General features: G+C 59.8%; 14 protein-coding genes. All 14 read right to left on the bottom strand.

Annotated features, from left to right (window positions below):
• Positions 1-5: 5 nt before the first annotated feature.
• The 14 genes from P4G45_RS00555 to P4G45_RS00490 all read right to left on the bottom strand — a co-directional run bounded on the left by P4G45_RS00555 (position 6) and on the right by P4G45_RS00490 (position 20,103).
• Positions 6-4,574, bottom strand: coding sequence for a choice-of-anchor D domain-containing protein (locus P4G45_RS00555; RefSeq protein WP_348267750.1), 4,569 nt, complete (start codon positions 4,572-4,574; stop codon positions 6-8).
• A gap of 173 nt (positions 4,575-4,747) precedes the next feature.
• Positions 4,748-6,190 carry a deoxyribodipyrimidine photo-lyase gene (locus P4G45_RS00550; protein ID WP_348267749.1) on the bottom strand — a complete coding sequence of 481 codons (1,443 nt, stop codon included), beginning with the start codon at positions 6,188-6,190 and terminating at the stop codon, positions 4,748-4,750.
• An 88-nt stretch (positions 6,191-6,278) separates the two neighbouring features.
• Positions 6,279-6,614: a cytochrome C oxidase subunit IV family protein gene (locus tag P4G45_RS00545; RefSeq protein ID WP_348267748.1), complete on the bottom strand. Its 336-nt coding sequence runs from the start codon at positions 6,612-6,614 to the stop codon at positions 6,279-6,281.
• A 55-nt stretch (positions 6,615-6,669) separates the two neighbouring features.
• Positions 6,670-7,422: a cytochrome c oxidase subunit 3 family protein gene (locus tag P4G45_RS00540; protein WP_373694171.1), complete on the bottom strand. Its 753-nt coding sequence runs from the start codon at positions 7,420-7,422 to the stop codon at positions 6,670-6,672.
• Position 7,423: 1 nt separating this feature from the next.
• Entirely contained in the window at positions 7,424-9,097 is a 1,674-nt protein-coding gene (locus P4G45_RS00535) for a cbb3-type cytochrome c oxidase subunit I (protein WP_348267746.1), read from the bottom strand.
• Positions 9,094-10,137: a cytochrome c oxidase subunit II gene (coxB, locus tag P4G45_RS00530; RefSeq protein ID WP_348267745.1), complete on the bottom strand. Its 1,044-nt coding sequence runs from the start codon at positions 10,135-10,137 to the stop codon at positions 9,094-9,096. The genes P4G45_RS00535 and coxB overlap by 4 nt, the downstream gene beginning before the upstream one ends.
• 9 nt (positions 10,138-10,146) lie before the next feature.
• On the bottom strand, positions 10,147-11,049 hold the full coding sequence (locus P4G45_RS00525; protein WP_348267744.1) for an SCO family protein: 903 nt from the start codon (positions 11,047-11,049) through the stop codon (positions 10,147-10,149).
• A gap of 55 nt (positions 11,050-11,104) precedes the next feature.
• Entirely contained in the window at positions 11,105-11,788 is a 684-nt protein-coding gene (locus tag P4G45_RS00520; protein WP_348267743.1) for a hypothetical protein, read from the bottom strand.
• On the bottom strand, positions 11,778-13,124 hold the full coding sequence (locus tag P4G45_RS00515; RefSeq protein ID WP_348267742.1) for a hypothetical protein: 1,347 nt from the start codon (positions 13,122-13,124) through the stop codon (positions 11,778-11,780). The genes P4G45_RS00520 and P4G45_RS00515 overlap by 11 nt, the downstream gene beginning before the upstream one ends.
• A gap of 33 nt (positions 13,125-13,157) precedes the next feature.
• Entirely contained in the window at positions 13,158-13,919 is a 762-nt protein-coding gene (locus P4G45_RS00510; protein ID WP_348267741.1) for a cytochrome c, read from the bottom strand.
• A 43-nt stretch (positions 13,920-13,962) separates the two neighbouring features.
• A complete protein-coding gene (locus P4G45_RS00505) occupies positions 13,963-14,505 on the bottom strand; it encodes a DUF3341 domain-containing protein (RefSeq protein WP_348267740.1) in 543 nt (180 codons plus the stop codon).
• Positions 14,505-15,959: an NrfD/PsrC family molybdoenzyme membrane anchor subunit gene (gene nrfD / locus P4G45_RS00500; RefSeq protein WP_348267739.1), complete on the bottom strand. Its 1,455-nt coding sequence runs from the start codon at positions 15,957-15,959 to the stop codon at positions 14,505-14,507. Before nrfD ends, P4G45_RS00505 begins: the two co-directional genes overlap by 1 nt.
• Positions 15,960-15,961: 2 nt before the next feature.
• The gene (locus tag P4G45_RS00495) at positions 15,962-19,135 is read right to left on the bottom strand and encodes a TAT-variant-translocated molybdopterin oxidoreductase (protein WP_348267738.1); all 3,174 of its coding nucleotides are present in this window, start codon (positions 19,133-19,135) and stop codon (positions 15,962-15,964) included.
• 44 nt (positions 19,136-19,179) lie between these two features.
• Entirely contained in the window at positions 19,180-20,103 is a 924-nt protein-coding gene (locus tag P4G45_RS00490; protein ID WP_348267737.1) for a cytochrome c3 family protein, read from the bottom strand.
• Positions 20,104-20,407 lie beyond the last annotated feature (304 nt).

Raw genomic sequence — 20,407 nt, 5'->3', positions numbered from 1 at the left:
TGAATTCATCGAACGATGAGGGTGAGGCTGATGGTGTGGGTAAGGCCATTGCTGGTGGCTGAGACCACGATGGGATAAGTCCCGGCGGGAGTCACAGGAGTCTGACCAGGCGATGTGCCCGTAGAGCCGGAGGACGGCAGCTGACGACCTGTTCCGCAGCCCGTGGGAAAGAAGATCAGTGCGCAGAGCAGAAGCGCGCATGCGAGCCGGGAAAGGCAGCCCCGGCGCAGCGTGAGGAGGCCGAGGGGCAGAAGCGCCGCCAGCCACAAAGCCATATTTTGGCCGGGTGGAACCAACGAGGCCGTAAGCGTGCCTGTAAGCAAAGTGACGGAGACGGTAGTAGCGCCGGAGACGGAGACGACGGAAGGCGTGATGTTGCAGGTGGCGTTGAGCGGTGTCCCGGCACACGTAAAGGTGGTGGGCTGTGCAGTCGCGGAGGTGAAGAGGAGGGGGAACACAGCATTCTGCCCGCTGGCGATGGTGACGGTGGTATCGCCGTCGGGAGTAAGGGCAAAGTCCACAGCGTTGCCGGTGAGCTGGAGGACCTGAGGGGAACGGGGAGCGCTGTCGGTGATGGTGAGGGTGCCAGTACGCGCGCCGCCTGCGGTGGGAGCGAAGACCAGCTGGAGGGTGCAGGCATTAGCCACGGGGAGCGTGGTGCCGCAGGTATCACTGCCGGGAAGGATGCTGAAGTCGCCGCTGAGGGCGGTACTTGAAAGAGCTAGAGGGAGGCCGCCATTGTTGGTGAGAGTGACCGTCTGCGGTGCAGAGGTTTGGCCGACGCCAGTGCTTGGAAAAGCAAGATTATAGAGCGGCGAGAGCGAGACGCCGGGAGGTGCAACGCCGGTGCCGCTGAGAGCTACGGTCTGAGTACGGTACTGGTCTGCAATGGTGAGCTGAGCGGTGACAGGGCCGATGCTCTGCGGTTGGAAGGCCACGTCGATGGCGCAGGTGGAGTGCGGATTGAGCGAGTTTCCGCAGGCGTTGGCGACGGTGAAGTCGCTGCCGGGTATCTGCGCGGAGATGAGCGTGAGGGCTACATCGCCGGAGTTGGTGAGAGTGATTTGTTGCGGAGCGCTTACCGTCGTGAGTTGCTGGGTGGCGAACGTGAGGGTGTTGGAAGAGAGGGCGTCGGTGGCAGGAGTAGTCCCCATACCGGAGAGCGAGGCGGTCTGGGTGCCCACACCGTCGGTGATGCTGAAGCTTCCGGTGTACGCTCCGGAGGCGGTCGGGGTGAAGGTGATGGCGACGGTGCAGCCGGTGTCGGCTTTGAGGGTAGAGGTGCAGGTGTTGGCGGAGATTACAAAACCGGCTCCGCTGACGGTGGGGGTTTGCAGCGTTGTCGTGGTTCCGCCGGTGTTGGAGATGGTGATGTTTTGCGCGAGGCTGGTGGCGTTGATGTTGGTCGGGGGAAAAGTAATGTCAATGGGGTTAAGGACGACCGTTGCGGGTGGCGTGCCAGTTCCGCCGAGGGTTGCCGTGGCTTGTCCGCCGGGAACATTGCCGTAGACGATGAGGAAGCCGCTGCGGCTTCCGGTGGCAGTGGGCAGGAAGCGGACCTGAACGGTGCATGTCTGGCCGGCGGCGATGGGAGCGGCAGCGCAGGTGTCGTTGGTGTCGTCGGTGGCGAAGTCGCCGGTCGTCGAGATCTCGGTGATGACGAGTGGGGCGCTGCCGGAGTTGGTCACCGTGATGGTTTGCGGCGAGCTGGCGGTGGCTACTGCCTGATCGCTGAAGGTGAGGGATGCGGGACTGAGAGCGATGGCTGGCTCGGCTGGGTTGAGGGCGGTGAGCAGAGGGATCTGCCAAAGGCCTCGCCCATAGGTGGCGGCGCGGAGTTCGCCGATGCGGCCATCGCCCGTAGGCATGGCCGGGGCGGCGGCAAGCTGGATGACTGGCGAGTTAGGCAGGCTGGTGCCATAGATGCTCCAGCAGTTGTTGAGGGGGCTGGCGCAGGCGGCAACCTGCGTGGTGACGTAGACACCGGTGTCGAGTGCGACATAGACGGTATTGGCGTCGTTCGGATCGACGATAACGCTGTTGGCGGGGGCGTTGGGGAGATTGTTGCTAATGTTGCTCCAGCTCGCGCCTCCGTCGATGGAACGGTAGAGGTGCGGAGCATTGCTGCCATTGCCTGCGAAGCCCATGACGGTGGCATAGAGGGTTTTGCCGGTGGGGTCGTGGGAGTCGGCGGCCAGGGAAGAGATGTCGAAGCCGCCGGGATTGAATGGCGTGAGGTCGTTGGTCACAGGGGATGAGGTGAGGTCGGTCCATGCGGTGGCGCCGTCGGCCATGTCGGCGCTGCTGGTGGAGAAGAGATGGCCGCCGGAGGTGCCGCCGCCATCGAGTTTTCCCGCCATGCCTGCGTAGAGGACTTTGGAGCCTGCATTCTGCGCGGCTGTACCGCTGCTGACCGGACCCGCAGCAGCCAGCGAGCGGAGGACTGGATTAGAAGCGTTGCATGCGGAGTTTTGCGAGCCGCTGAGGAGTTTGCTGATGGTATTCGCGGAAGACCACGCCGCTCCGCTGTCGGCGGGGCCGCGCCAGACGCGGCAAGTCCCAATGAGGATGTTGGACGGAAGGGCGGGGTCGAGTAGCCACGGAGCGTCGATGAGCGAGGCGTCCTGTGCAGTCTGAGTGGGGCCGATGGTTGGGATTCCGGTGAAGTCCGCAGGGGTACAACTGGCGCCACTGGTGCATTGATGGATGCTGACACCGGCGCCGTTGGAGAGATACCAGAGTTCAGGGTTGGTCTGGTCGATGGCGACGGTACCGCCTTCGCCAGTGGCGAGTTGGGCCCAGGGCGGGGATTGCAGGGACGTGGAGGCTGTTGAAGTGGCGGCGGTCCCGTTTGCGCCAAGACCGACGAGCAGTGTGGCCGGATCGCTGGGGTGTTGCGCGAAGCTGGTGACTTCGGCGAGCGAGCCCAGGCCGCCGTTGAGGTTCTGGAAGTGGGTAGCGTCGTCAGAGGAGCACGGCGTGGCCTGCTGATTGACCCCATCGGTGGAGCGCCAGAGGCCGCCGTCGTTGCCGAGATAGAGAACAGTGGAGTTGGCGACCGTGGCGATGGCGTGCTGCGCGGGCGCGACCATGGCGGGAGCAGCGCATCCGTTGATGGCATTGGTAGTGTTGCGCAAGCTGCATCCGCCGGTGAGCGAGCAGCGGTAGAGATCAACGGTTCCGGCGAAGAGGAGGGTATCTGCTCCGGAGGGCATGGCTGCTAAGGCGAGGTTGTAATCCGCTTGCGGGATGACTGCATTTCCGTTGCCTGTTTCGAGTGGTGCGGACGGAAGTTGCTTCGCAAAGGTGACGGTGTTGCTGGTGCAGCTTGTGCCAGTAAGGCCGCACACATCTTGCCACAGGCCTTGATCGACATTGCTGCCGTCCACGGTGAGGGCGAAGGTATCCCCTGTAACCGGCTGCACTGCGAGCGCGCCACGGAAGATGGGACAAGACGTGCTGCCGACGCCACCGGCGTTGCTTGGGCAGGCGGTAAGGCTGAGGCTGGCGCCGGGTTGATTGGCCAGACGAGTCCAGGTAGCGCCGTCGGGCGACTCATAGTAGCCGTGGTAGCGAATCGCAGCGTAAAACCGCTGGCGGATGGGGTTCCACACCACTGACGTCGCGGCGTTGTTGCCGCCCGAATCTCCGGGCAGCGGACGCTGCACGAACTGGCCGCTGTCCATGATGGTGGCCATCTGCCAGGTCGCTCCGGCATCGGTCGAATAGTAGAGTCCCATGATGCTGTAGGTCGTGTCGACTGCGTTGACGACATTACCTTCGGCGGCTTGAGATACGGCTGCGACCACAGTGTCTGGTGAGGTGCTGCTCCACGCAAAACCAGCGAAGCCGAGGCCGGTGAAGGAGTGATCGCCGGCTGCGCCGTCCTGCGATTGCTGGACGATCGTCCAGGTGAGACCGCCATCGATGGAGCGGAGGATGCCGCTGCCGTAGAAGGAGTCGGTGGCATCGTTGGGGTCGCCAGTTCCGGCGAGGACGACCCCGGATTGCACACTGATTGCGCCGATGCTGAGCGAGGGGATCACCGCAGTCCCGGCGTTGGCGCTGAAGACAGGGAGAGTATCCGTAAGTGGCGTGAAGCTGACGCTGGCGGATGGCCCCGCCGCATTGGTCGACTTCCAAATGCCCCCTCCGGTAGTTCCGAGGTACACGGTGTTGCCGGACGTGTCCGCCGGATCGATCGCGATGGCGGTGACGCGCCCGGTGACGTTTCCGTAGGCCAGGCTTGCAACCTGGTTCGGACCCAGAGGCTGCCATACCGCATTGAGGTCTCTGATGCGCGGCAACAACGAGCTTCCGGTGATCAGCGCGATGTGCTGTTCACGGGCAGCCATTATCGACTGCGCGCCTGCGATGGGCGGCGAGAGCGTGCGGCCCTTAAGAAAACTTCTGGCGCGGAGTGCGTATGCGGAAGGCTTTGCGGGTGACGGCATGAACTGCGCGACTGTCGGCGCGGCTGGAAGAATAGCGGTACCGAGCACAAGAAACAGCAGCGCGCGGGCGGGGAGCGGGCTGCGCCGGTACGCGGAATGAGAATTTGCGCTTAGACCCATGGCATTGCTTCGGGAAGATGAAGGTCGCTGCTTCCGATGCTGCAAGCTGTCACAGCGTAAGTCAACGCTGGATGGGATGAAGATTCTCTAATGATTCCGCAACGGGATAAGAGGGATCTCATGTGCTGCTCTGCGTGGCTCCCACCTCTTTGAATGTGCTGATGCACGCAAATTTATCGCAAGCGAAACGCGGGGGCAATCTCCTGATAGTTGTAGTTCTGCGCGATGTACCTCTTTGAGTTGAACTTTCTCCCGGTGGATGCGCCGGACATGTAGCGGATCTTGCCGAAGATGGGGCGTTCATTCCAGGCGCGGTCGAATTTGCCAAGGATGGCCCAGGCCACGCCAGCGTAGCCGTTGGGGTCGCGGCCATCGAGGAAATATTTGTCGTTGAGATAAATCGCATGCTTCATGGCGGTGGGGATGTCGGGAGTCCACTCCAGGATCTTCTTTGCCCAGTACATGCGCATGTGGTTGTGCATCCATCCGTAATGAAGCATCTGGAGCTGCGCCGCGTTCCAGAGATCGTCGTGAGTTTGTGCGCCTTCGAGCTGGGCGAGATCGTAAAGGTACTCGCGTTCGTCGCGGGCGTGTTCGGCGATGGTAGTCTTTGCCCAAGGCTCGGCGCAGTCGGGGGAATCGTAGTCAAGCGTGTAGCGGACGAAGTTGACTGCCAGTTCGCGCCAGGTGATCAGCTCGTTGAAGTAGCTGTCGCGGGCCGATTTCAGATTCGGACGCTTTTTTACCTCGTCATTGACGGCCAGCGCGATGGTGAGTGGACCGATGTGGCCGAAGTGGAGATAAGGCGAAAGGCAGGAGGTGCCATCCGTCTCCGGATGGTTACGCTGGGCTTCGTAGTTATCGAGCATACGGGTAGTGAAGAGTTTGAGGCGTTTGAGCGCGGCGTGGGTACCCCCCTGCCAGGCATCGACAGGGAGGACGGTGCGATCGAGATGTTTCCAACCCAGCGTAATGTCGTCATGAACGGAGTCGGAGTGAAAGTTTCGCGGGCGCTTCCACGTATGTTGCGCGTGTGTGTTTTCGTAGGGGTGAAGGAAGTCAGGCAGCAGCCGATTGAGACGGGGGCGAAGCGTGTAGGCGCCGTACTGCGCCTTTTCGATGAGCTTTGATGGAACGATGACATCGCTGTCGACGGTCCAGAAAGGAATGCTGATACGAGCGGCGAGGTGTTTGCGCCAACGCTCAGGCTCGCGCATTGGGTTCTCATCTCCGATAAGTAGAGCGGCGTTAACATCAGCGAGGAATTGCTCGTGGGATTCGTGCGGCGCGCAGCGCAGGACGAAGGCGATGTTGCGCGAGGCGAGGTCTGCTTCAATATCGGGCAGGCCCTGATTGAGGAACGTATAGTGACGCAGGTTGGCATGAGGGAAGTTGGCGATGGCGGCGAAGTAGACCACCAGCGGCAGTCCAAGCAGGTTTGCTGCTTGCGCCGCGATATCTACGGCGTGATTGTCGATGCCGCGTTGTGCGCGCTGCATCCAGTAGACGACGCACTTTCCCTTTGGGTCGGGGATGCCCTCGTGCCTTACGGTCACGCGAGGATCTGCTGCCAGAGCGTGAAGCTCTGCGGCAAGAGTGGAGCGACTGAATGCCATAGGTGAAGTGTAGCCGGAGCCTGCGGAACAAATTCATGGGAATAAAAAATGCGGCCCGGAGGCCGCACTTTCATGAAAGCAGTTTTGGTTACCAGAGGCCCCAGGCACGGCTGATGTAGTCGCTCATGGTCATGGTGATGAGCGCAAAAAAGGTGAAGAATCCAGCTGCAACCGTCATCTTGATGAGCTTCGACTGGTATTTGACGTGCATGAAGAACAGAATGACGATGACCGCCTTGATGGTTGCGATGGCCAGCGCGACGACAGGGTTGAAGATGCCGAGATCGATATATGCCGCCAGCACGGTGAGGCCGGTGAAGATCAGCAGCGTGACGAACACGATGGTGTACGTCAACGGCGAAACGATATGGTGATCGGCGTGTTCCGGATTGGTTACATTGGATGCGTCATGAAACTCGGTCATTCTTATCTCCTGCCAGTCGTTTGCCAGTCAGCGAAGATGGCTGCGGGGCTTCCGTTTAAACGGGGTGTCGGTTAATGAGATAGAGCAAGGGGAACAGGAACAGCCATACTATGTCGACGAAGTGCCAATATAAGGCAAAATTTTCTATGGGAGCCACATACCCCGCCGTGAAGTCACCTCGATGGGCTCGAAGCGTGAGCCAGACAAGTATGCCAAGGCCGATGATCATGTGCAGCGCGTGCAGGCCGGTCATGGCAAAGTAGAGCGAAAAGAAGATCTGCGTCTTCTTTGCGGCGTCCGGAGCGAGGGGTGCTTCCTTGAGGCCGTAAGCGTGGGGATTGACGAATTCGGCGACGTCGAAGTGCTCACCGGGTATGTGGTGCTTCTCCCACTTCTCGTGGTACTCGTCGTACTTGATGCCGATGAAGATGCACCCGAAGAGCATGGTGAGAATCAATGTGACAACGAGCAGGCCCTTCTTTTTGACCTCGGCCGCCCATACGGCAATCGCCATACAGAAACCCGAGGTGATGAGGACCGCGGTGTTGGTGCCTCCGAGCGGGACGCTCAACTGATTCGACGCGGCGACGAACGCATCGTAGTACCAGTTGCGGTAGAGCAGATAGGAGAAGAAGAGGCCGCCGAAGAACATGATTTCGGTCAGCAGGAAGAGCCACATGCCGAAGGTTGCTGCTTCGCGCTGTTGCTCCTGCGTCTCGAAGTGATGGCGGTGCTGGGGCAGAGCGACGTGGGCGTGCTCCTCCGGCTGGGCCGTCTCGTGGGTGTGGGGACGCGTAGCTACGATCACATTATCCAACGGTAGTCACCTCTTGTTCCGTCTTGTGGGCGAGCCACTCGTAATCATAGGCCTCATGATCGACGACAGGAACCTCGATAAAGTTTTCGGTCAGCGGCGGGGATTGAATCTGCCATTCGAGGCCAGTCGCCTGCCAGGGGTTATTGCCGGCGATCGCACCGTACTTCAGCGACCATCCGAGATACAGCAGAGGGAGCATATAGCCGACGCCGAGTACGGTAGCACCCGCGGTCGACAGGACATTGAGCACCTGGAACTCCGGCGGATAAGCATGATAGCGACGCGGCATCCCGAGGTATCCAAGGATGAACTGCGGAAGGAAGGTAAGGTTGAAGCCGATAAAGGTAGTAACCGCGGCGAGCTTCGAGAGCGACTCGGGATACATGCGGCCGGTCATCTTCGGCCACCAGAAGTGGATGCCGGAGAGGAAGGCCATGAGCATTCCGCCGACCATGACGAAGTGGAAGTGCGCCACGATGAAGTAGGTCTCGGTGAGATGGATGTCCATGCCCAGCGCGCCGAGGAAGACGCCGGTCATACCGCCGATGGTAAACAGCCCCATGAAGCCGAAGGCGTAGAGCATCGGCGTCTCAAAGGTGATCGACCCCTTCTGCAAGGTGAAGGCCCAGTTGAAGATCTTGATGGCGGAAGGGACGGCCACCAGCATGGTCAAAAGTGAGAAGACCAGCGCGGAGTAGTTGGAGACACCCATGATGAACATGTGGTGCGCCCAGACGAAGAAGCCGAAGAGCGCGATAGCCACGGATGAGAAGGCGACCGCGGTGTATCCGAACACACGTTTTCTGCTGAAGGTGCTGATGACCTCAGAAATAACCCCCATGCCGGGAAGAATCATGATGTAGACGGCAGGGTGCGAGTAGAACCAGAAGAGATGCTGGAAGAGCAACGGATCGCCACCCTTGGTGGGATCAAAGACGCCGATGCCGATGGTACGCTCGAGGGCAACGAGAACCAGCGTAATGGCGAGAACCGGCGTGCCGAGCACCATGAGCAGCGAGGCGGCATAGTTCGACCAGACGAAGAGCGGCAAGCGGAACCACGTCATGCCCGGAGCGCGCATACGGTGGATGGTGACGATGAAATTAAGCCCGGTAAAGATCGACGAGAACCCGATGATGAAGATGCCGACCGCCGCAGTGACGACGTGCGTGTTCAGATAGTGAGTCGAGAGCGGGGTGGTGAAAGTCCAGCCGGTGTCGACGCCGCCAAGGACAAGTGCCGCCAAGGTGAAGAGGCCGCCGACCCAGTAGAGATACCAGCTCAACAGGTTGACCTTGGGAAAGGCGAGATCCTTGGCTCCGATCATGATGGGCATCAGGAAGTTCCCCAGGGTCGCCGGCACGGAAGGTACCAGGAAAAGGAAGACCATGATGATGCCATGCATCGAGAAGAACTTGTTATAGGTGTCGGAGGCGACAAGATCGGGCTGTGGCGTCAGAAGTTCCAGGCGGATGAGGCCGGCGAATGCTCCGCCGATGAAGAAGAAGAACGTGATCGAGATCAGATAAAGAATCGCGATACGCTTATGGTCGCCGGTGAACAACCAGCTCAGCAAACCATCCTCATTATTAAGGTAGTTCCGCTTCGGTAGAGTTGCCGTCTTCTGATCGGGCAGGTTAACAATTGTCGAACTGGTTGCGCTCATGGTTTCACCCCTGCTGGCGTTGTCGGCGCCGCCTGGTCAGACTCCGTCGTGACCAGGGTTTGCTGGATTCTGTAGTTACTTTGTAGTCCCTTGATGTATTCGACGAGATCGATCAGGCCGTCCTCGCTGACCTGGCCCTGATAGGTGGGCATGATCGGCGCGTATCCGGCAGTGACGTGCTCCGACGGATTGAGGATGGCATCGCGCAGGTAGGCGTCGTTGACCAACACCTCGGAACCGTTGGTGAGTTGGAGCTTCGATCCATAGACCCCTGCGAGATTCGGCCCGCGCGCGGCGGCGGCGCCGGTGTGGCAGGCATTGCAGCCCATGCTGGCAAAGAGCCGTTCGCCATTCTGCGCAAGGGACATGCCGCTGGTAGATGCTTGCAGCCACTTCTGATAGTCATCGGGAGTCATCGCGGTGACTTCGCCGATCATCTGGGAGTGGTTGGTGCCGCAGTACTGCGTGCAGAAGATGTGATAGCTGCCGGGAGTGGTCGCCTGAAACCATACCGTCGAGTAGCGGCCCGGGATGACTTCGCGCTTGATGCGGAAGTCGGGAACGGAGAAGCTGTGGAATACGTCCTGCGAAATCATCGTCAACTGGACGGGCTTGCCTACGGGAACGTGCAGCGCATTGATCTCGTGCTGACCGCCCTCGTGTTCCGCTTTCCACATCCATTGCTTGCCGACAACATAGATATTCATGGAGTTGGTTGGTGGATTGTAGATACGGAAGTAGAGCAGCGCTCCCCAAACGAAGCAGATGAGAAACAGCGCGAGCGGAATGATGGTCCACGTCGCTTCGAGCAAAGTCGAGCCCTCAACCTGGATGGCCACGGGATGCTTTTCCTTGCGGTAGCGGATGGCAAAGCCAAAGATGAGCGTACCGACCAAGGTAAGGCCGACCACTGTAATCAGCAGCAGGAAGAAGTAGAGCGCGTCGGCGTAGGGCGCGATGGTCGATGCCTCGCGCGGGAAGAGCGCGGAAGCGTTGAGCCACTTCACCAGAAATTGCCACAGGACTGGACTGATATGCATCGTTACCCTTTATCCATTCTCTTTCTTAGTCAGGTCGTGGTCGCGCGAAAGCCGCAAATCTCTGCGGAACATCAAGAACATGAAACCACCCAGCCATGCCACCGTGACCATGCCGCCCAATTGCACCACGCGGGCGACGATAAGCGAATGCTTGTTGCGTTCCGGGTCGTAGTGATAGCAGTAGGTCAGGATGTTCGCGACAGGCGAACCAATTTTGTTGCCGGAGGCCTCGACCAGCCCCAGGAGGATGTCCTTGGGCGAATACTCGACGCCAAGATAGTATTGGGCGAGCTTGCCGTCGGTCGTGACGATCTGGATGGAGCTGGCATGGGCAAACTGGGTGAGCTTTCCATCCGGCCCGGGAACGCGAACGTAGCCGAAGCCGACAGCCTTGCTTACTTCGTCAATTGCAGGCCGCTCGCCGGTGAGGAAGTGCCATCCATCTGCTGTGCCCGGGCGTCCATAGCGCTTGACGTAGAGGGCCTTCTTTTTCGCTGCGATCTGTGGCGTTTCGCTGGGATCGATGCTGATGACCACAACGTTGAAGTCTTTGCCGGGCGTCAGATGCACCATCATCAGCGCGCTGGTCAGTCCGTCGAGCTCTTCCGAGCAGAGCATCGGGCAGTTGTAGTAGACGAGCGAAAGAATCGCGGGCTTCTTGCCGAAGTAATCGCCGAGCCGGACGGTCTTGCCCGTATCGTCGACGAACTGCGCGTCGAGCGGAAGCGGCTGGTTCAGATGCTGGGCGATGCCGACCTTCTGGAGCACCTGCGGCAACTCATCGCCGACGTTCTGACCCTCCTGCTTATCGCCGTAGCCAGAGACCTGACTGAACAGAGGCGCACAGAGCAGCAGGACGCAGCCAAGAACCGCCGCCTGCCAACCGCCTCGTATTGTCCGCCTGTTCATCATGCCGTCTTCTTCTATGGTATTCCCGGTTCGGTTATCGTTCGATCTTCGATCTTGGTTAGTGGGCGTGCTCGGCCTTGGCTTCGCTTTCGGCCTTGCCATAGCTCATCTTTTCGGCGCGAGCTTCAATGGTGTCAAGTTCGTAACCCGTACGGGCGAACCCGGTGGTCAGAGGCGCCTGGATCTCCGGCTTGTCATCCCCCGCCATCAGGGTGGTTGTAGCTGCCGTCTGCGTATTGACCGGAAGCCCCCGTTGGGCGATCAACTCCATGGCGCGAGTGATGGGAATCCGAATGTTGCTGCCCTCTCCGGGAACCGTGCTGTAATAGTCGAGCAACAAATCCTCGCGTGCGTGAAGGTCGGCGGTGGATTGCTCCCCATCGTCAATATCGAGGCGAGGAGACGGAAAGGTCGCCGTCAACTGCTGGAGCTGCTTCTGCTCCATCTCAGGGTCGCTGGCCAGGTCCTCCCGCTTGCCGCCATTCAAGGCCGCACCGGCGAAGTCCGACGTGTGGTTCCACTTGGTCGTGGGACCATCCGCCTTCTGGATGGCGCTGTTGATGACTTTGCCCATGACAAAACAGAAGACAAAGAAGACGACGAGGAAGCCGCCAAGGCCGGCCAAGAAGACCACAACGCCATTGACGTTGACGTCGGTCGTCTCATAGCCGGGGGACTCGGTGCTGCGCCCCTTCTGGTCCGGTTCGCCGTGTTGCTTCAGATCGTGTTCGTTAGTGGGCATGTTCGGGCTCCAACAGCTCTTCCAGATGCGGATCGTTCAGGTTCATGATGGGACGGGCTTTCAGCTCAGTCAGGTAATAGGCTCCCCAGACTGCCAGGACCGCGATCGGCACCGTAATGTAAGCCAGAATTCCAATGTTTCCAACGATGTGCAGATTACCGGCGGCATCCTTGAAGTTTGGTTCAATCAGCCAGAACATGTCGACGCAACGGGCAAAGATCATCCAGGAGGCGAGCCAGATCATCTTCCGCTTGTTGCGCTTCAGGTCACGCGACAGCAGCAGGCAGAACGGAATCAGCCAGTGGGCAACAAAGTCGAGCGTGCAGATGGTCCACCAGCCGCCGTTGATGCGATGCAGGTACCAGGGAATCTCGTCCGGGATGTTGCCGGACCAGATGATGAGGAACTCGGCGAAGCAGAGATAGATGTTCAGCATGACGAAGGCGAGCATGAGCTTGCCCAGATCGTGCTGTTCGGTCATCCGCAGCAGGGTCTTCATCGGCTGGAACTTCGAGAGCAGAATCACGGTCAGCACGCCCAGCGCGAGAACCGCATACCCCTGGCCGACGAGGAATTGCAGGCCGTAGATCGAGGAGTACCAGGTGACGTCCAGCGACTTGATCCAGTCGATGGAACCACAGGTCAGCAGGACAACGTAGATGAAGATGCCGATGCCGCAGAGGTTTTCAAACTTGGTCCGCCAGCGATCGTAGCTGGCCTGAGTGCCGCGCATAGGATCGGCATCGCACTGCAGCGACCATTTATTGATGAAGTAGGTGAGCAGCAGAAGGACGCCAAAGATGATGATGGTCTGGACAATCACGCTCACCGGGTTCAGCATGGCGTGCTTGTCATTGATGGTCATCGCCTGTTCGAGCGTGACCCAGTGGTTCGCCAGGGCGTTCGCCACGGCAGCAGGATTGGGATACGCCGCCCACTGGTACAGGTGCTTCATGAAGATAGCGATAGGCACGAACATCAGCGCGACCAGCCAGAGCGTTCGGCTCATGGCCTCGAGCGGACGGCGCAGCAAAAGTCCCCACTTGCCACCGGTCACATGCTGCAGCATCAGCACAACCAGGCCGCCGCCGGCGAAGCCGAAGCAGGTCATGAAGCCCATCAGGTACGCGCGCAGCAGGTGGTTGCGGCCTTCGTGCGTGAAGGCAAAGAGCACGGAGACCAGCGTTGCGACCACAGCGACGATCAGCAGACGGGTCCGCCACACGGTGACAATCTCCGGTGTGACAAACGATTCAGGAAGCGGACGCGGGCCGTGATGATGAGCGAGGGCGTCGTGCCCGCCGGCTTCTCCGTTATGTTCGTGTCCAAATGACATGCGTTTCAAGCCTTCGTTCGGAAGCTTCCGAGGTTACTGCTTTGCTGCGGTTTTTCCGGCAGGCGCGGCAGCCGGTGATTTTGGAGTATGGGACGCCACAGGCGCTCCTGAACCCGATGCTGCATTGGGCGGTGTCGCGGGAAGAACGTAGGGCTGGTCGTCCGGCGTACCGCGAACTGCCGTCGGCGGCAGAGTCCATTGGTCGGCAAAATTCGCGGGTAGGCCCTCTTTCTCCGCAATGCTCGATAGCGGCTGGACCTGAGCCCCTGCGGGCACGTCTGCCTGGGTCGCCTTCTGGCTCAACTGGAGCGCCTTGATGTAAGCCACGATGGCCCAGCGATCGATTGGTGTGATCTGCGCCGAATAGTCCGGCATCGCACCGTAGCCGTTGGTCATGACGTTGAAGAAGTGGCCCAGCGGCGCGGTTTCAAGGCGCGCGGTGTGGTAGTCACCTGCATGGGCGTAGCCGCGATCGACGATCATGCCCATGCCGTTGCCAACGCGCGAATGGCAGGGAGTGCAATAGACGTTGTAACGCTCCTGTCCGCGCTCGAGCACCTTCATCGTGACGGGAAAGGGCATACCGTCGCCCTCCTTGCCATTGATGAAGCCGGTGTAGAAGTAGGTGTCGGCGTGGAGCTGGTTGCGAGCTACCGTGTTGGCCACCTGCGGACGCACAGAGCGGCCGTCGGCGTAAAAGTCAGTGCCCCGCTGAGGGAAGAACTTCGGTTCGTCGTGCATGTCCTGGCGGCAGCCGAGCCCGGAGATCAACAGGAGCGACGTCGCGGCAGCCATGGCAAACCGGGGAGCTAGGCGGGGAAAGCTTGTGATTCGGGTATTAATGGTCCACCTCCACCACGGAGATCGCGGGGAACTGCTCAAGGAAGGTCCGGGTCTCGGTGATCGAGAACTTCGGGTCCGCAGCCTCAAGGCATAAGAAGAACTTGTCTGTCGTGGCGCCATTCCGGAAGTTCGGGGCGTTGAAGACAGGATGATAGAGCTGCGGCATGCCGTTCAGCATTACCATGCCAAACGCGGCTGACAGACCAGAGAACAGGATCGTCCACTCGTAGGCTGGAATGATGAACGCCGGCCACGAGAAGAGCGGGCGGCCTGCGATATTGAGCGGATAGGCCCAGACCGCGATCCATGTCTCCATCAGAAACGCTGTGGTAACGCCCATGATGCCGCCAAGCAGGCAGACCAGGGGAACACGGGTCTTGTGGAAGTGCAGCGCGACCGCTGCTTCTTCGACGGGATAGGGCGTGTAGCACTCCATCCGGCGATAGCCCGCCTTGCGAGCCTGCTCCGTCGCATGCACCAGTTCACTCGGGGTGTTGAACTCGGCGAGCAAGCCGTAAATTCCTTCTCTGGGTGGCATTAGAGTGACTCCTCCACTACGGTCTCAGCATCGGCCCCGCCGCGGCGCACCTTGGTCTGCGGAAGCATCATCCGGATCTCGGACATCGGAATCATCGGCAGGAAGCGTACGAATCCAAGGAAGAGGAAGGTGAACATTCCCCAGGTTCCGATGAAGATGATGTAGTCCCAGAAGGTCGCTTTGTAGGTTCCCCAGCTGGACGGGAGATATTCGCGGTAGAGGCTGGTCACAACGATGACGAAGCGCTCGAACCACATGCCGATGTTGACGACAAAGGACAGGATGAACAGATACGTCACATTCACCCGCAGCTTGCGCGACCACAGGGTCGTCAGGGGAATGGCGATGTTGGTCAGGATCAGGATCCAGTATGCCCAGCCCATCGGCCCGAACATACGGTTCCACATCATGAAGAACTCCCAGTGGCTGGCCGAGTACCACGACATGAAGACTTCCATGGCGTAGCCGTAGGCAACGATGCCGCCCGTCCCCAGCATGACCTTCGCCATATTGTCGAGATGGCGCAGCGTCACCAGATCTTCTAGGTGGTAGAACTTGCGGATCGGAATCGCCAGCGTGATGACCATGGCGAAGCCGGAGTAGATGGCGCCGGCGACGAAGTAGGGTGGGAAGATCGTCGTGTGCCAGCCAGCCAAGGCCGCGACCGCGAAGTCGAAGCTGATGACCGTGTGCACCGAGAGCACGAGCGGCGTTGAAAGGCCCGCAAGCAGCAGCGATGCCGACTCATAGCGAATCCAGTGGCGGGTCGAACCGCGCCAGCCCAGCGACAACATGCCGTACATGTACTTGGCAAAGGGCATAGTCGCGCGATCCCGAAGGGTACCAAAGTCAGGGATCATGCCGACGTACCAGAAGACGATGGAGATGGTCGCGTAGGTCGAAACCGCGAAGACGTCCCAGGCCAGCGGCGAACGGAACTGCGGCCAGACATTCATCGTGTTGGGATAAGGGAACAGCCAGTACGCCAGCCATGGACGACCAACGTGGATGAGCGGGAAGATACCCGCGCAGCAGACGGCGAAGATGGTCATCGCCTCGGCGAACCGGTTGATCGAGTTGCGCCAGGTCTGCTTGAAGAGCAGCAGAATCGCCGAGATCAACGTACCGGCGTGCCCGATACCGATCCACCAGACGAAGTTGATGATGGCGAAGCCCCAGGCGCCTGGAATGGTGACGCCCCAGATGCCGACGCCCTTCAGGAAGAGCCAGGTAATGCCGATCACAACGCCGGTCGCGATACCACCAGCCACCACGAGGCCGAAGAACCAGCCCAGCGGCGTGTTCGAGGTCAGTACGATGTCCGCGATCTTCTGCGTGACCGACTTGAAGTTGTGGCCCGGTGCGATGACCGCGTACTCGCCGGTACGCGGGTCGATCATCGGGTCAACAACTGGGTCCCGGGTCGGATCGTAGATTGGTCCTTTGGTTGCCATCGCTATGCAAGCTCCGGATTCGGGTTAATGACGCCAGCCGTATAGGTTGTGCGTGGACGGTAATTCAAGTCTGCAAGGACCTGGTAATCGCGCTCTTCAGCCTTGCGCTTCGCTACTTTGCTGGCCTTGTCGTTGATATTGCCGAAGACGATGGCATCGGTCGGGCAGGCCTGCTGGCACGCCGTTACGATGTCGCCGTCGGCGATCTCGCGATTTTCAATATCGGCCTTGATCTTGGCTGCCTCAATGCGCTGGATGCAGTAGCTGCACTTTTCCATGACGCCGCGCGAACGAACCGTGACATCAGGATTGCGCATGAACTTCAGGCTCTCGGTGTCGTAATCCGAGTAAAGCAGGAAGTTGAAGCGGCGAACCTTGTACGCGCAGTTGTTCGAGCAGTAGCGGGTGCCCACGCAACGGTTGTAGACCATGGTGTTGAGGCCTTCCGGCGTGTGGACCGTCGCTCCCACCGGGCAAACCTGTTCGCAACCGGCGTTCTCGCAGTGCTGGCAGGCCATCGGCTGAAAGTGTGCCTTGGGTGCATGCAGGTCGCCTTCGAAGTAGGTATCGATGCGCAGCCACTGCATGTTGCGGCCGATCTTTACCTGCTCGCGGCCCACAACGGCGATATTGTTTTCGGCATAGCAACTGACGATGCAGGCATTGCAGCCGATACAGCTATTCAGATCGATAGCCATGCCCCACGCGTTTTGCACCTTCAGGGTCGCAGGATCCTTCTTGTCGTAGTGCCAGGTGTCCGGGAAGAAGGTCTCGTCCCGGCCCGGCTTTTCGCCCTGCGGCGAGTATCCGACCTTGCCGATCAGCGTGCCGCTCGAGTCCCTGCCCATCTCGTCATGCGCAAAATCGGGATTCTTTTCCACTTCGGCGACCGTGGCGTAGCGGATGATGGAGCGTTCCATCGCTTCGTGCCCGGCCAGCGAGTAGGTTCCTTCGGTATCGAAGATCTTCTTGTCGAGATCGTGCTGCGCAAAGCTGCCGCGATGCTCGATGTTGTGGACCTTGGTGACGCAAAGATCGTAGTCGCTGCCCACCTTCTTCGCCGTTCCGCCGCCCTGATAGTAAGGAGCATCGGCGACGCGAAGCTGATAGGCATCGAACCCGACGCCCGCTCCGACGCGGCCGGCCTCGGCGCGGCGTCCAAATCCAAGGTGGACTGTGATCGCGCTGTCGGGATGACCCGGGGCCATCAGTACCGGCGCGGTGACTTTACGGCCGTTCAGATCAATTTCAATCAGGTCAGTCTCTTCGACCTTGAGATCTGCCATCGTACCCATGCTCATAAGCGCAGCGTTGTCCCAGCTCAGGTTCGTGACCTGCTTGGGAAGCTCCTGTAGCCAGCCAACGTTGGCATAGCGCCCGTCATAGAGCGACGGATCAGGCCGGAAGGAGATCTCGTAGCCGCTCGCAGATGCCGGTGCAGGCGCAAATGCGAGAGCGTTCCCTGCCGGGCTACCTGACTTCGGCGTAAATGCAGTTCCTTCGACCCAGCCATCGTGGAGCGCCTTGCGCCAGCTCGTAGCGAAGTCGCCCTTGATGTAGGTCTTCGCGTTGGCTGCGACTACGTCATAAGCCGACAACTGCGGATCGGCCAGCACAGTCTGGAACACATCATGCGCCGACCTGCCGCCGTACATCGGAGCGATCATTGGCTGAATGATTGAGATAGTTCCGTCATATGCCCGCGCATCCGACCAGCTCTCAAGATAATGCGACTTGTTGATGTGCCAGACCGAAATCGCGCCGGTCTCGTCCACGTGATTGCCAAGATGCACCGTATTCGGCACCTTATTGAAGGCGTCGAGGAAGTTGAGGTCTGCCGGGGCCGAGTAGACAGGATTGACGCCCAGCATGACCAGCCACTGGACCTTGCCCGCGTTCATATCGGCGACCAGCGCCTTGAGGTCGGCAACCTGCTCGGACGGAATCGGATTCACCGTCTCGGTGTAGACGACAGTCTTACCCACGGCGCCCAGTGAAGCGTTGAGCGCGTACGCTGCGGCGTGAACCGCCGGGGCCGCCTGCTCACCCGGAATGACGACGCACTTGCCGCTGCTCTTTTGCAGGTCAGCCAACAGCGCGGTAAAGAACTTCTGCTGATCGGGGTTCAGACCCTGCGGAGCTGCCCCATGCACCAGGCCCTGCGCGAAAGCCGCGATATCGCTGGGCTTCAGCGCCAATCTGTGCTCAGCCTTGAAGCCGGTAACCGTCGGCATGGTCTCGACGACGTACATCCGGTTCATCGGCTTGCCCGCTTCGTAGCGGTGCCGCTCGGCGTAAGCCGCCGCCATTGGCAGGAAGCCCGGATGAGCGATGCCACCGAGGAAGTCCGCATCAAGCGAGAGGATGAGGTCCGCCTCTTCGAGCTTGTACTGCGCATCGGTATAGCTGCCGAAGGCTGCCTTCGAGGCCGCGCGTGAAGCATCGGAGTTTACCGGCTCCCACTGGACCAATTTTGCGGAGGGATAGGCCTGCTGAACCTGTTTCCACTGCGTCGCCAGTGTCGGCGAAGTGATGGTCTCACTCAGAAAGTAGACGCCCTGGCCGCCGCTGGTCTTCTTGATCCCAGAGGAAAATGCTTGCTGAAAGCTGCCCCAGGAAGAGTTCTGGCCGCGATTGAGAACATGCTGCGAGCGGTCCGGATCGTAGAGGTCGAGCAGCGTCGCCTGCGTAAACGCATCCGACTTGCCCTTCGACATCGGGTGTTCCGGGTTGCCATCCACCTTGATGGGCCGGAAGGCATCGGACTTGATCAGTACAGGAATCGCGCCCGTAGGAAAGGGGTGCGCGGTGGCAAAGTACATCGGCTTGCCGAGAACAAGGTCTTCCGGCTGCTTGACGTAAGGATAGATAGGCTCGTCGGGCTGTTTGGTGCAACCGGCGAGTCCGGCCAGCGCCAGCGACGCGCCCATGACTTTGAGGAAGCCGCGGCGGCTGACAGCATCCACCCACTCGGCAGCTCCGGACTGACGGGGAAACTCCTCCGCCATTAACTCATGAAACGCCGGGGTCTCCGCTAGTTCGTCGAGATTCTTCCAGAAACGCCGCCCGGTCTTGCCGTCCAGCTTGGCGTGGACCTCGGCGAGCGTCAGCTTCGCCGGCGCAATCTGGGTGACTACTACGGGTTGTGCTCCTACAGGTGCTTTTGTCTCAGCCATCGTCTGCTCTGTTCCAATCCCAGTCGTTTTGATCCCGGTCGTCTTCATCGGTGGCACGTCTCGCAGCTCGAGAGTTGTTCAGGCGCGCGGATGTGGTACTGAGCGGTTAGATATTTGCCCAGCTCCATCTGGCTGGTGAACTTCTGATAGCTTGCCGGCATCGCCAGTTGCAACGGAAGCGGACTGCCCACCGTCTGACCTTCGCCACCCTGTACCGGATGCGGCTGCAGGTTGGTTCCGGATTGCGGCCTGGCTTGTCCCGCTGGATGCACTGGCTCTAGCTGCATCATCGCAAGCTCAGGATTGCCATTGTTGCTCGGATCGGTCGTCGTGCAGCTCACATCCTGGGACGTTGGGCCGTCTTTTACCGTACTGGTGCACCACACCGGCTTGTCCGTCGATGGGCCAGCCCACGCCATGTTGTAGATCTCGCTGGTAGGCCGCAGATTGCTGGCCGGGTTGCGATGGCAGTTCAGACACCACTCCATCTGCAACGTATTTTGCTGATACATCAAAGGCATTTCATCGACGCGGCCATGGCAACTCGCGCAGCCAATACCTTTATTTACATGAACTTCATGGTTGAAATAAACGTAGTCAGGAAGATCGTGCACGCGAATCCACTGGATCGAAGCGCCCGTCGCCCAGCTCTGCCGCACTGGCTCGAGCAGTTCCGCATTGGTCCAGATCTCGGAGTGGCAGTTAATACAGGTCTTGGTCGGGGGGATTCCGGCGTAGCTCGACTTCTCCACCGACGTATGACAGTACTGACACTGGAGCCCAAGGCCCTCGACGTGGTGCTTGTGGCTGAACGGTATCGGCTGGTCCGGCCGCTGACCCTGCCGCGTCACCCACGGCGAGCGCTGCAGCTCGTTCAGAGTGACGCCGAGCGCGATGACAATAATGCCCGTCAACACCAGGCTCAAACGAGCCAGCGCGTTCGAACTGCGGTCAAAAACTTGCGCCATGAGTGCGTTCCTGCTTCCTTTGCTTTACCTGATTCGAGGTCGAGAGGTTGCCCCTCGATTCCTTACCTGCTACTGCCTGCTATTACTGAATGCGATTTTGCCGATGGCCATACAGGGTCGGCGGCTGGGGCTTCCGCGATGAGTAGAGTCCCCAAAAAAAATGCTTTAGTTAAGAAACCCGAGTATACCAGCGCGAAAACACTTCTTGGAACCACTCCCCGGCGCTCTCAGACTTTTTTTTACACGCGAAATCCGATTATCGAAATATCACATAAATAACTTCGCAGAGACTCTGCACAACATC

This window comes from Edaphobacter paludis, assembly GCF_039993895.1.
Lineage (GTDB): Bacteria > Acidobacteriota > Terriglobia > Terriglobales > Acidobacteriaceae > Edaphobacter > Edaphobacter paludis.
This window is presented reverse-complemented; position numbering and strand designations above follow the sequence as displayed.